The sequence below is a fragment of the Paenibacillus sp. FW101-FHT12H11 genome, assembly GCF_058790355.1.
The window spans coordinates 264,007-276,840 of the sequence record NZ_JBYTCO010000006.1; the positions used below are offsets into that span (position 1 = coordinate 264,007).

Annotated in this window: 12 protein-coding genes; 9 read left to right on the plus strand and 3 right to left on the minus strand. The window is 46.1% G+C overall.

Annotated elements, in window-relative coordinates; all coding sequences use genetic code 11:
- Nucleotides 1-28 precede the first annotated feature (28 nt).
- The 3 genes from pnpS to AC3WTJ_RS20980 all read left to right on the plus strand — a co-directional run bounded on the left by pnpS (nucleotide 29) and on the right by AC3WTJ_RS20980 (nucleotide 3,880).
- Nucleotides 29-1,825, plus strand: coding sequence for a two-component system histidine kinase PnpS (pnpS, locus tag AC3WTJ_RS20970; protein ID WP_157322934.1), 1,797 nt, complete (start codon nucleotides 29-31; stop codon nucleotides 1,823-1,825).
- A gap of 96 nt (nucleotides 1,826-1,921) precedes the next feature.
- Entirely contained in the window at nucleotides 1,922-2,638 is a 717-nt protein-coding gene (locus tag AC3WTJ_RS20975) for a response regulator transcription factor (protein ID WP_127457431.1), read from the plus strand.
- Between the two features lie 159 nt (nucleotides 2,639-2,797).
- Complete coding sequence (locus AC3WTJ_RS20980) at nucleotides 2,798-3,880, plus strand: Gfo/Idh/MocA family protein (protein WP_492523481.1); 1,083 nt, start codon at nucleotides 2,798-2,800, stop codon at nucleotides 3,878-3,880.
- A 56-nt stretch (nucleotides 3,881-3,936) separates the two neighbouring features.
- On the opposite strand, the gene AC3WTJ_RS20985 is transcribed toward AC3WTJ_RS20980, so the two are convergent.
- Nucleotides 3,937-4,815 carry a helix-turn-helix domain-containing protein gene (locus AC3WTJ_RS20985; RefSeq protein ID WP_492523482.1) on the minus strand — a complete coding sequence of 293 codons (879 nt, stop codon included), beginning with the start codon at nucleotides 4,813-4,815 and terminating at the stop codon, nucleotides 3,937-3,939.
- A 117-nt stretch (nucleotides 4,816-4,932) separates the two neighbouring features.
- On the opposite strand from AC3WTJ_RS20985, the gene AC3WTJ_RS20990 reads away from it, so the two are divergent.
- A complete protein-coding gene (locus AC3WTJ_RS20990) occupies nucleotides 4,933-5,784 on the plus strand; it encodes a phytanoyl-CoA dioxygenase family protein (RefSeq protein ID WP_492523483.1) in 852 nt (283 codons plus the stop codon).
- Between the two features lie 9 nt (nucleotides 5,785-5,793).
- Here the strand turns inward: AC3WTJ_RS20990 and AC3WTJ_RS20995 are convergent, their stop codons facing one another.
- The gene (locus tag AC3WTJ_RS20995; RefSeq protein WP_492523484.1) at nucleotides 5,794-6,657 is read right to left on the minus strand and encodes a helix-turn-helix domain-containing protein; all 864 of its coding nucleotides are present in this window, start codon (nucleotides 6,655-6,657) and stop codon (nucleotides 5,794-5,796) included.
- A 138-nt stretch (nucleotides 6,658-6,795) separates the two neighbouring features.
- Here AC3WTJ_RS20995 and AC3WTJ_RS21000 point away from each other — a divergent pair, with 138 nt between their 5' ends.
- Both AC3WTJ_RS21000 and AC3WTJ_RS21005 read left to right on the plus strand, forming a co-directional pair.
- The gene (locus AC3WTJ_RS21000) at nucleotides 6,796-7,569 is read left to right on the plus strand and encodes a phytanoyl-CoA dioxygenase family protein (RefSeq protein WP_492523485.1); all 774 of its coding nucleotides are present in this window, start codon (nucleotides 6,796-6,798) and stop codon (nucleotides 7,567-7,569) included.
- A gap of 110 nt (nucleotides 7,570-7,679) precedes the next feature.
- Nucleotides 7,680-8,444 (plus strand): DUF975 family protein, encoded by a 765-nt coding sequence (locus AC3WTJ_RS21005; protein ID WP_492523486.1) that lies wholly within the window; start codon nucleotides 7,680-7,682, stop codon nucleotides 8,442-8,444.
- Between the two features lie 70 nt (nucleotides 8,445-8,514).
- On the opposite strand, the gene AC3WTJ_RS21010 is transcribed toward AC3WTJ_RS21005, so the two are convergent.
- Entirely contained in the window at nucleotides 8,515-9,306 is a 792-nt protein-coding gene (locus AC3WTJ_RS21010) for an HAD family hydrolase (protein WP_492523487.1), read from the minus strand.
- Nucleotides 9,307-9,561: 255 nt separating this feature from the next.
- Here AC3WTJ_RS21010 and phnX point away from each other — a divergent pair, with 255 nt between their 5' ends.
- From phnX to AC3WTJ_RS21025, 3 genes are all read left to right on the plus strand, one after another.
- Nucleotides 9,562-10,359, plus strand: a complete 798-nt coding sequence (gene phnX / locus AC3WTJ_RS21015) for a phosphonoacetaldehyde hydrolase (RefSeq protein WP_492523488.1) — start codon at nucleotides 9,562-9,564, stop codon at nucleotides 10,357-10,359.
- Between the two features lie 17 nt (nucleotides 10,360-10,376).
- Nucleotides 10,377-11,471, plus strand: a complete 1,095-nt coding sequence (gene phnW / locus AC3WTJ_RS21020; protein ID WP_492523674.1) for a 2-aminoethylphosphonate--pyruvate transaminase — start codon at nucleotides 10,377-10,379, stop codon at nucleotides 11,469-11,471.
- A 144-nt stretch (nucleotides 11,472-11,615) separates the two neighbouring features.
- On the plus strand, nucleotides 11,616-12,713 hold the full coding sequence (locus tag AC3WTJ_RS21025) for a putative 2-aminoethylphosphonate ABC transporter substrate-binding protein (RefSeq protein WP_492523489.1): 1,098 nt from the start codon (nucleotides 11,616-11,618) through the stop codon (nucleotides 12,711-12,713).
- The last annotated feature ends 121 nt before the right edge of the window (nucleotides 12,714-12,834 follow it).

A 12,834-nucleotide genomic window follows, 5' to 3' on the forward strand; every position in this document is an offset into this window, starting at 1 on the left:
CTTGATCTATCGGAGGCAAGATAAACAGATGACGAAATTCCGTGCCAAACTAACATTTATTTTGATTGTATTGATTGGTTCATCCATGCTGCTTGCCGGTATCTTTATGGCAAAGGTGCTTGAGGATTCTCATGTGAAGTCCCTGGAGGAGAATATGGAGCGCGAGCTGCATGTCCTTGTCGCTACGGGGGATTGGGGCAGGATGGGATCAGAACCTGAACTTGTATCTTATTTCTCCGAACAAGCCAAACGGATTAAAGCAGCAACGAATGAACGGCTGACTTTTGTTCGTGCAGACGGCAAAGTGATCGGAGACTCCGATCAAAACCCTGAGCAAATGGACAACCATTTAACTCGTCCGGAAATTGCTGAAGCTGCTTCTAATGGTGTAGGTTACGCTACGCGATACAGTGATACCTTGAATGAGAAGATGCTGTACGCCGCCATTCCCGTGAAGAATGAGTCGAAGGTCACAACCGGCTTTTTACGCATTTCGTTGAGCCTGGAACAAGTGGATAATTCAATCCGCAGCTTGTGGTATTTTCTGATTGTCGGTTTGATGATCTTATTCGTGATCGCCGGTCTGGTTAGCTATCGAATTGCGAAGGGGATTACACATCCGATTGAGAAAATGACGAAAGTCGCCCAGCAAATCACAAATATGAATTATGAATCTCGTGTTCCAGCCTATAGCAATGATGAAGTTGGGCAGCTGGGGCAGGCCATCAATCGGATGTCCGAAAGCTTGCAGCAGCAAATGGCGCGGATTCAGGAGAATGAACGCAGACTCCAAGGCGTTATGGAAAATATGCTGAGCGGCATTATGATGATTGACCGAGAAGAACGGATTATGCTGTTAAATCCTTCAGCTGAATATATTTTGGGTTTTTCTTCGCAAGAACTATTGGGGAAAAGATATAATGAAGCCAAGCAGCAGTTTGAGTTTACGAAGCTGATTCAGGAATGTATAGAGACGCGCGAATCTATCCGTGACGAAATGATTTTTTATTATCCGGCCGAGCGCATTCTGGATATTCATTTAAGTCCAATTGCCCATGAAGACGAGGAATGGTCAGGGGTACTGATCGTGATTCATGACATCACGGCTGTTCGCAGGCTGGAGCGGATGAGAAGCGAATTTGTTGCGAATGTATCCCATGAGCTCAAGACGCCGATTGCCGCAGTCAAAGGTTTCGCTGAGACACTGCTGGCAGGGGCGCTGAATGATAAGGAAACGGCGGTATCGTTCCTGCAAATTATTTTTGATGAGAGCGAACGGTTGAACCGGTTGATTGGGGATATTCTCGAGCTGTCCAAAATTGAATCCAAGCGGATTCCAATGAATTTTTCGCCGATTTATTTACCGGAGTTTCTGGAAAGATCGCTTAACGTATTAAGAAAAGAAGCGGAGAAAAAGCATATCGAGTTGGGGCTGCAGGTTGATGAAGATATGTATATTGAAGCGGATGAAGATCGCCTGCGCCAAATTATTATCAATCTTCTCTCCAATGGTATTGCGTACACGCAGGAAGGCGGCAAAGTCAAGCTGCGGATCGAGCCGCTTGATCCGAATAGCGAGGGCGATTACGAGCGTCTGCGTCTAATCGTCTCCGATACCGGCATGGGGATACCGAAGAAGGATTTACCGCGTATTTTTGAACGCTTTTACCGGGTAGACAAAGCTCGTTCGCGAAGTTCAGGTGGAACAGGACTAGGCTTGTCCATTGTGAAACATTTAGTTGAGCTGCATAAAGGGACCATTCGCGTGGATAGCGAGGTTGGAGTTGGAACGAGATTTACCATTGAATTGCCAGTCATCCACTAAATTATATGGCGAAAATGCAACATTTACATTCACGTAGCAAAATTGTGTTATTATATGGATGTGCAATGTTAATAAACTGTAAATACGGGGGATCCCATGGCACAAAAAATATTAGTTATTGAAGACGAGCCTACCTTGGCCAGGTTGTTATCGTACAATCTTTCCCAGGAAGGGTATCATACAAAAGTTGTGGATCATGGTGGAGATGGTCTGCAAGAAGCGCTTCAGCAGTCCTATGATTTAATTATTTTGGACATTATGCTGCCGGGCTTGAATGGGTTTGAGGTACTGGCTAAGCTTAGACAAAAAGGAAATAGCACGCCAGTTATTATCTTAACGGCCCGCAATGCAGAAGATGAGGTTGTCCAAGGCTTGAAGCACGGAGCGGATGATTATATCACGAAGCCTTTTGGTGTAGCGGAGTTGCTGGCACGAGTATCCGCCGTATTGCGCAGAACGATGTCGGAGGATGTCACGGTAGACAAGCAGGGAACGAATGAGAAAGTCATTCAAGCCGGCGAACTATTCATCTATCCAGAGAAATATGAAGTCGTTCTGAATGGCGAATCGATTCCATTGAGACCTAAAGAGTTCGAGGTACTGCTGTATCTCGTACAGCGTCCAGGCGTAGTCGTGACGAGAGACGATCTTATGAATATTGTTTGGGGCTTTGATTATATCGGCGGGCAGCGCACCGTGGATGTTCACGTAAGTTCGCTGCGCAAAAAGCTGGAGATGAATCAGCAATCCGTGCAGATTGATTCGATACGCGGGGTCGGATATAAGTTGGTGGCGTCGATTATCAAAAAATAAGGAGCCTAGGGTGCTGGTGAAACAGCTGCCCGGGCTTATTTTTTTGCTTAGATAACACAATCGGATATAATTATCGCCAGATCAGAAATTTTATTTTTGCAGGTTTTTGATATACTGATAAATAGTACGAGCTCAGACGAAAACCTAAGGAGGATCATCATGTCCAAAACGTATCGAATCGCCATTATCGGCTGTGGAGGCATTGCCAACGGCAAACATATGCCAAGTTTGAACAAATTAAAAAACGTAGAAATGGTTGCTTTCTGTGATATTATTCCTGAAAAAGCGCAAGAAGCTGCCGACAAGTATGGAAAAGGCGAAACTCGCGTATATGAAGATTACCGTGAGCTTTTGAAAGACAGCACAATTGATATCGTTCATGTTTGCACACCGAATGATTCGCATGCAGAGATTACGATTGCGGCATTGGAAGCCGGCAAACACGTAATGTCCGAGAAGCCGATGGCGAAAACAGCAGCAGATGCTCGCCGAATGGTGGAAGCAGCGAAACGCACAGGCAAAAAATTGACCGTTGGTTACAATAATCGCTTCCGCAGCGACAGCCAACACCTGCACCAACTTTGTTCGGAAGGTGATTTAGGCGATATTTATTTCGCCAAAGCTCATGCGATCCGCCGCCGCGCCGTACCAACATGGGGCGTGTTCCTTGATGAAGAGAAGCAAGGCGGAGGTCCTTTGATCGATATCGGGACGCATGCCCTCGATTTGACGCTGTGGATGATGAACAATTATGAGCCGAAAGTTGTTCTTGGTACTTCGTATCATAAATTGTCCCAACGCGAAAACGCAGCAAATGCATGGGGGCCTTGGGATCCATCCAAGTTTACCGTGGAAGATTCTGCATTCGGTATGATTACGATGAAAAATGGCGCAACCATTATCCTAGAATCAAGTTGGGCGCTGAATACACTGGAAGTCGATGAAGCTAAATGTACACTTAGCGGTACAGAAGGCGGCGCGGACATGAAAAATGGCCTTCGCATTAACGGCGAAAAGCACAGCCGCTTGTATACAACAGAGGTTGAGCTGAAAGCCGGAGGCGTTGCCTTCTATGATGGCGAAACAGAAAGCGCGCCGGATCTGGAGATGCGTCTATGGATTCAAGCCATTGAAAACGATACAGATCCAGTCGTTACACCGGAGCAAGCTTGCGTCGTTTCTGAGATTCTAGAAGCAATCTACGAATCCGCTAAAACAGGTAAAGCTGTTTATTTCGACTAATTTCTACGATTTCCCAGGAAATAACCAAGAAATAAAGAATCCCCTTTTTCGAGTGGTTAAGCTCGAATGAAGGGGATTTTGCTTTTTTTCAGCTCTCCTGGCGTTAGACCGGTTCGTTTCTTGAAGGTTTTGGAGAAATGATGCAGATCCGCAAATCCGCAATAGCTGGCAATGGATTCCTGACTAAGATCCGTATGGGTCAGCAATTCTTTGGCATGATTCACCCGCATGTTCATCAAATATTGGTGAGGGGAGATGCCATAACGCTGTTTGAACACCATGCTGAATCGGGAGATCGACAGATTCGCTCGTGCCGCCATATCCGCTAAGGAGATAGGATCACTTAAATGATGCGAAAAGTAGGAAGTAATCCAATCAAACGAGTGCGACGCTGTGTAGGGTGCTTGATAGTAGCTCTCTAATAGAGATAGGATGATCTCAGTAACCAGATGCTGCGTCTTAAGTTGGATGAGCGGATCCTGCTTCTCGGCTTGCTCGATAACTTGCAGCAGTGTTTCTTTCAGTTTTAACGGCTTGGACGGTTCAACTTGCACAGGCATTTCCACCCCGTACAAGTCTCTGATGGTTGGCTGTAAGAGATGCTTATAAGCTGATAAATCAATTTGTCCTGGGCGGGTAGGAAAACTGTGCTCACGTTCAGGGTTAAAACTGAGATCAAAATGAATATACGGCGTAACGGTATTCGTTAACCCTTCCAAAGACAGCAAGCTGCCTGGCTGCACAAGGCAAAACTGACCTGCGCTAAATATATATTTTTTATGATCGACATGGAAACAACAAGTGCCTTCTTGAATGTAGACCAATAAATAATCAAGTAATCTGCGCTCCGGGTAAGACCATGGTTTACGAACGGCAAAGTCGCTTTGTCTAACGAATGGCACGATGGGATGCAGTTTCAGAAAATCGCTTAGCATCGAAGATCCTTTCCACTTCAGTTGTTTTTGACAATAATATAACCTTGTTTGACAAAGATTTGGGTCAACTCGAACCCTATAATAAAGCTATAATTATACAAATTGAGGTGATCCTAGATGAGTATGAAAGAAACAAGCCATATCCAATCGTTACCTTCTTTGGAAGACAGCTATATCTTGTCGGAACAGCAGATACAAAGCTATCAGCAGAAAGGGCATATTTTACTTCGGGAGGTCGCTAGCCCATCGGAAATTACTTCTTATGAGCCGATTATTACGGATTTGGTCAAGGAACTGAACTATCATAACAAACCGGTTGAGCAGCGTGATACGTATGGCAAGGCTTTTATCCAAATCTCAAACTTGTGGGAAAAAGACGAAGCGGCTCGCAGGTTCGTATTGGCCAAAAGATTTGCCAAAATCGCAGCGGAATTGATGGGCGTAGAAGGCGTGCGCATTTATCATGATCAGGCTTTGTACAAGGAACCTCATGGAGGGCACACCCCATGGCATCAAGACCAAATCTACTGGCCACTGGATACAGATAAAACGATTACGATGTGGATGCCGCTAGTGCCTATTTCCGAAGAAATAGGTTCCATGACCTTTGCTTCTGAGTCTCACCGCATTGGTTACATTAACAAAATGGTGATTTCCGATGAATCCCATCGCACATTAGCCGGTTATATTGAAGGTAAAGGGTATGAAACGATGTCCCATGGCGCTATGGAAGCCGGAGATGCAACCTTTCATGCCGGGTGGACACTGCACAGCGCGCCTGGGAACCCGACGGATGCCATGCGCAAAGTGATGACGGTCATCTATTATGCGGACGGACTGCGTATTGCGGAGCCGGATAGTAAAGCGCGCGAAAGCGATTTGAAAACGTGGTTTCCCGGCGCTAAGCCCGGCGATTTGGCGGCAACCGCCCTTAACCCGCTGGTTTACAGCCGATCCGACGCACGATAGCCATTGCTGCTACCTGTTGGTTTGTTCCTGTTTGCGGAACTTGCCGGGGGGTAGCTTTTTTTCTTGTTTGAACGTATGAGTAAAATAATGAACGGATGAAAAGCCTGTAACCTCCGCAATTTCGTTAATCGACAGCTCACTTGTCAGCAGCAGGTGGGCTGCTTGGCGTATGCGCTCACTGCGGATGAAATCCGTATAGGTTTCGTGAATCCCTTCGGAAAACAAGCGCGAAAGATGGCGCTCGGAAACATTGAGATAGCCGGCGACATCGCTAAGGTGAAGTGGTTGAGACAGGTTGTCGCGGATATAGAGTTTGGCCCGCTGCAGCAGGATGTTCGTATTTTTACGGATGACCATAGGTTTGCCGGTCTCTTTACCAAATAAGCTGAGAAACGACACGAGAAGTGTGTAGGCTAAGGTTGGAACTGCGGCAACAGGCAGGCTGCCATGATCCTCACGAATCAAAAGTGATTTCCACAAGAGGGCCGTCGGGTGATGGTCACCATCATACAGACAAACCTCGGCATGCTCGGCTAGATCCTGAAAGGCATCCCGCATCGTATCTTCACTTTGTGTTTCATCCAATTCAAATGCGACGAACAGAATAAAAAGCCCTTTTTGGGTGCGGATTTGATGTTTGATGCCGGGTCTGGAGCAAAAGTGCGTGCCTGCGCGCAGCGGGTAGAGATCACCTTCTTCGGTATATTCGCCTTCTCCGCTAATGACATAACAGATTTCAAAGAAAGAATGTTTATGGGGTTGGTTATCGAATAGGCATGGATCTACGCCCCAATATTGAATTTTAAAGCATGCCGCAGGTCCATGAATGACGGTTGCCACCTCGTTCAGCAGGGATCTGGTTTCTTTGCACATGTACATATGCCTCATCCTTCATGTCCTTATTTTGCAAAAAGCTGTCCTTTGCAGAAAAAGACAGTTCTCACTCTCATTCCTTATAATTATAGATAAGAAAGCGGTCTATAATCAACTTCGATGATGGAGGAATGAATAGTGATTACTCGTGAGGATGTAGAATTTTATAAAGAAAATGGGTATTTGCTTGTTAAAGGGGTATTTAATCAGCAAGAAGTAGAGGAAATGAGACAAGCTGTAGAAGAAATTATCATTCGTGCCGCTGAGGCCAAGGCAGACCGTAATGACCAATGGAGGGGCGACTTCCTTCCACCGGAAGAGCTGAAGAAGCTGGTTTTAAAAGGCTTCCATGATGTGCACTATCACGATGCTGCGTTCATGCGTGCTGTGATTCATCCCAATATGGCGGCTGTGCTGCAGCAAATCATTGGTCCTAACGTGCAGCTTCATCATTCCAAAATGCTCGTGAAGCCGCCGGAAAACGGTGCTGCCTTCCCGATGCACCAGGATCATCCTTATTTTCCGCATGAGAAACATACGATGCTTGCTGCAAGCGTGCATTTAGATTATGCGGATGAGGAGAACGGCTGCCTGCGAGTGATTCCGGGTTCGCACCGCTCAGGCAGCATTCCGCACGTGGGTCAGCATTACTTAAACCACAAAGAGTATCCCGTCAAAGAAGGCACGCCTTGTGTGGCTGAAGCCGGCGATGTACTGTTCTTTAACTACTTGACGATTCATGGCTCGGAATCCAATCGGAGTTCAAGAACAAGACGGAACGTGTTGTTCCAGTATCGTGATCCGAGCGATTTTCCGACGGAGAAAACGCATTTTGACTGGGGTATGGGCCTCATGGTCACAGGGAAAAACCCGCATTTCACGAAGGTGAAACCGGAATATAAGATTCTTTAAGGATGAGAAGGCGCCTACGGGTGCCTTTTTTCATTGGCAGATGGGGTTCTACTTTTGGACATTCTGTTGTAGGATAGTTAGTAAATATGTGGAAATTGGAGTGTGATTTCTTGGACTGGACGCGAAGAGAACTAAAGGGACGAGCCAAGCAAGTCTTGCGAACGTCCTACTGGAAGGCTTTTCTCGTAAGCCTGCTGCTAGCGGTGCTGAGCGGAGGGGTGTCGAGCTGTTCCTTTAATTCGAACGGAGGAACTTCGGTCAAATTCCCCTTGACCGGCGGTCACGACAGTTGGACCGATTTTTATAACAGTCCGGTATTTGTTGCTGTCGTTGTTGGAGCGATCTTGTTATTTATTTTCCTTATCCTTGCATCCATCGCGTTTCATGTTTTTGTTACAGCACCTTTCGAAGTGAGCGTTATGCAATATTTTAAACAGGCTGCTTCTGAAGATGTGAATATGAATTATCTGGTCTACTCGTTTCAAAAAGGCAGATATCTAGCTATTGTGAAGGGAATGCTCTGGAAAAACTTTCTCAACTTTCTGTGGTTTTTGCTGCTGATCATTCCGGGAATTGTAAAAGGTTATGCATACAGCATGGTGCCCTTTCTTCTGGGAGACAATCCGGGGATTGGTACGAAGCGGGCGGTTGAGCTTAGCAACCGGATGACGAACGGGCATAAATGGAAAATGTTCGTCCTGGACCTCTCTTTCCTTGGATGGTATATCCTAGGTTTCCTGGCACTTGGCATCGGCGTTCTGTTTGTCATGCCGTATGATCATTCGACCAAGGCTGAGCTTTATAAAGTGCTCAGGCAGCAGGCGTTGTATGATGGGCTTAGCAACAGCAAGGAATTGAATCTGCCCGAGGTATGAATCGCCGATGGGCATATAAGAAGGACTTTCCCAATAAGGTCAAACTAGACCTTGTTGGGAAAGTCCTTTTTCATGGCTGCACGATTTCAAGCAGTTCCACTAGTGCAGCGATTTCATGGCTCGGCAAGTTGTGCGGCGGCGCCGTCCGCTGATGATGATTGATCCACACATTTTGCATGCCGATTGCTAAAGCTCCTTTGATATCTGTATCGAGATTATCACCGACCATAAGTGCTTCTTTCGCCGTGACACCAAGCAGCTTCAAAGCATGCTCAAAAATAGATGGATCAGGTTTCCCACGGCCAAAGGTACCGGAAATCAAGATATGATCAAAGTAATCCGCCAGCCCCGGAATACTATCTACCTTCTCCTGCTGCAGGTCAGGAGCGCCATTCGTCAACAAAAGCAGCCGATACTTCGGTCGTAAAGCCTCTAATACCTCGAACGTGGCTTCATACACCAACGGACGCTCCCGACGCTCCTTAGCGAACCTCAGCGCAAGCGTTGCACCTAACTCCGGATCGTCAACGCCTAGTTTGAGCAGGCCCTGCGTCCACGTGTTTTTTTGAAACTCTGGCGTTAATTGGCCCAGTTCCAGAAAAGCAGGATGCTCTTTCGCATCAAATCTTCCCCACAGCGCTTCCAAATGGGTGACTTCAATCATTTTAGCATAGTCATAACAGGCCATTTCCTCAAATAAACGTTCGGATAATGCACGCACCTCGTGCTCTAATTCAGACGGGTTTACGTTCACGGAAGCTGCCGCTGACTCGCAAGTCGCTTCAAATGCTTCCTGGATACTTCTTTCATCCCACAATAACGTATTATCCAAATCGAAAATAATCGCTTTGATCGGCTTCATTTCTATGATCCCTCCCAATGTCCTACCCTTAATTTCCAACATAATAACAAGGAAGTCAACAGAAACCTGAAGGATGAATTTCGAGTGTGACGAAGGTGAAACAACTAAATCAAATTAAATCAAATTAAAAACACAAATTTTACATGCATTTAACGCTGCGATTACAAATGAGGGTTATTATGTACCTATAGACGCAACCAAAACCAACAAAAGGTGCTCAAATACCAAGTAAAAGAGTCATACAGGAGGGTTTCAATGATACAGGCAGTTGTTTTTGATTGGGCGGGGACGATGGTGGACTATGGATGTTTTGCTCCCCTTAACGTATTTATGGAGGTCTTCCGAAAAAGAGAGATTGCTATCACCTTGTCAGAAGCGAGAGCGCCGATGGGACTTCTCAAACGCGATCATATCAGCGAAATTTTAAAAATGGAGCGTGTCGCCGGCTTATGGCTTGAACGCTATGGTCAACTGCCGCAGGAAACGGACGTTGACGCACTTTATGCAGATTTTGAACCGATGATGCTAGCTGTAGTTCATGAATATGCTGAACCGGTCCCTGGTGCGCTTGCACTCGCAGAACGTTTACGTCAAAACGGCATTCGAATTGGCTCCACCACGGGTTACACCGCTGAGATGATGGCGATCGTCACGGTCGAAGCGAAAAAGCGCGGGTATGCGCCGGACCACTTGGTTACCCCAAATGATGTGCCCGCAGGACGTCCATATCCTTGGATGATCTACGAGAACGCGGCTGCTCTGAACGTGTATCCTATGTACAACGTAATGAAGGTGGGCGATACGGTCAGCGATATAAGGGAAGGCGTCAACGCCGGCACTTGGACAATTGGTGTAGTACTAGGAAGTAGTGAACTGGGAATGAGCGAAGCGGAAGTGGAAGCTTGTGATCCTGACATTCTAAAGGTGCGCGTGGAAGCAGTCACGTCTAAGTTCCAAGAAGAAGGCGCTCATTATGTCATCCAAACCATTGGTGAGTTGGATCAGCTTATTCCGGTTATTAATCAAAAACTTCAAAGAGGTGAACGTCCATGACAACAACGATGAATCAATTGCCGGATAATCCTTATTTATTGCTTACACCAGGTCCTCTTTCGACGAGTAAAAAAGTAAAAGCAGCGATGCTGCGTGATTGGTGCACATGGGACCAAGATTATAATCAACTCGTCCAGTCGATTCGCAGCCGATTAGTGACAATGGCTTCGAGCAAACCGGATGATTACACAACCGTGCTAATGCAGGGAAGCGGAACGTTCAGTGTTGAATCGGTCATTGGATCTGTGATTCCCAAAGACGGTAAGCTGCTTGTTTTGGCTAACGGAGCTTATGGCAAACGAATTGCCCAAATCGCAGATGTTCTCGGCATCTACTCGATCGTTCTGGATGCGGGGGAAACGAAGCCGGTGAATGTTAAGCAGCTAGAGGAAGTGCTGAAGGTGGATTCGTCGATTACACACGTGGCGGTTGTTCATGTGGAAACAACGACGGGCATGATGAATCCGATCGCTGATGTTGCCCGCATTGCCAAGCAATACGGCAAAATGCTGATTCTCGACGCGATGAGCTCTTTTGGCGGTATCCCGATTGATATCGCGGAACTAGGCATCGATTATTTAATTAGCAGTGCCAATAAATGCATTCAAGGCGTGCCTGGTTTTGGTTTTATTATTGCGCGTAAAGAATCACTGCTCAAATGCAAAGGACTAGCACGTTCCTTGTCATTAGATCTCTACGATCAGTGGGAGACTATGGAGCAAGGTAGCGGCAAATGGCGTTATACGTCGCCAACGCATACCGTTCGGGCATTTGATCAAGCGCTCCAAGAGTTGGAGGAAGAAGGCGGCGTTGCGCGCAGATTCGAAAGATTCACCCGTAACCAACAAACGTTGGTTGCCGGCATGCAGCGGATGGGGCTGCAACCCTTGCTTCCGACTGAGCTGCAGTCGCCGATCATTACTTCCTTCTTATATCCGGATTCGCCTGTGTTTTCCTTTGATGAGTTCTATGCACGCATTAAACAAGAGGGCTTTGTTATCTACCCAGGCAAAATAACAGCTGCGGCTACGTTCCGAATCGGCAACATCGGCGATATTCATCAATCCGACATTGAACGTCTGCTGCAAGGTATCGAAAGACAGTTATTTTAGAAAACAACTTAAAAACAACAAATAAAATATAAATACAAATAATTTACGTGTATTTAATACTGATTTTACAATTCTAAATTATACTCTATTTATCAGGTGATAGACATTCAAACCGATAATTCGAATGAAGGTGGGAGTAAGAAGATGAAGAAATCATTGGGAAGTGCAGTAGCGTTGTTGACAGTTGCTTTAATGTTAGGGGCTTGCGGCGGGAAAGCGGTTGGTACGGACGGAGCGAAGACAAGTGCTGCTCCAGCAGCAAGCGCAGATGTAACAGTGGATACAAAAAGCAAGGATCTAACGGTTTACACGGCTTTGGAAGATGATCAAATCAAAACTTATCTCACGACTTTCAAAGCGAAATATCCGGATGTAAAAGTCAACATTGTTCGTGATTCCACCGGAATTGTGACAGCGAAATTACTTGCTGAGAAAGACAATACACAAGCAGACGTAGTATGGGGCTTAGCGGCAACAAGCTTGCTCGTTCTTGACCAGAACAGCATGTTAGAGCCTTACGCGCCAAAAGGCGTAGAGCGAATTCTTCCTGATTTTAAAGACAAAAATGCAGTAACGCACTGGGTGGGTATCGATGCTTGGGAAACAGCGTTCATCGTGAACAAAGTTGAAATGGAGAAGCGCAAGCTGGCCATTCCTCAATCTTATGAGGATCTGGTGAAGCCGGAATATAAAGGGCTGATCACCATGCCGAATCCTTCGTCTTCAGGGACTGGTTTCCTAACGGTTTCCGGATTGGTTCAATTGAAAGGCAATGACGCTGCATGGGATTATATGAATAAATTGCATAACAACATTGCGATGTATGTTCACTCCGGTTCCAAACCTGCTAAATTAGCCGGTACTGGCGAATATCCAATTGGTATTTCCTTTGGTTACCGCGGCATTCAAGAGAAGAAAGCCGGTTCACCGGTTGAAGTTGTATTCCCGAAAGAAGGCTCCGGTTGGGACGTTGAAGCTAATGCTTTGATGAAGAAGAAGGTCGTGAAACAAGTAGCGAAAGACTTCTTGGATTGGGCGATTACGGATGATGTGATGAAAGAATACAACAAAAACTATGCGATCCTTGCGGTCAAAACAGATTCTGCCAAAATTCCTGATGGTTACAGCGTAGATCCGGTCAAACAGCTTATCAAAAACGATCTGAATGATGCTGCGAAAAAACGTGACAGTGTTCTAGCTGAGTGGGACAAGCGCTTCAATGCGAAAAGCGAACCAAAATAATAAACGGCAAACCGAGAAAAAGGCTGACTGCGAACCATGCTTGCAGCAGCCTTTTTTGTAGATAAGAAAGTATAAGTTTTTATACTTTAGCTTCGCATCTACCCTGACAAACGCGCTCGTC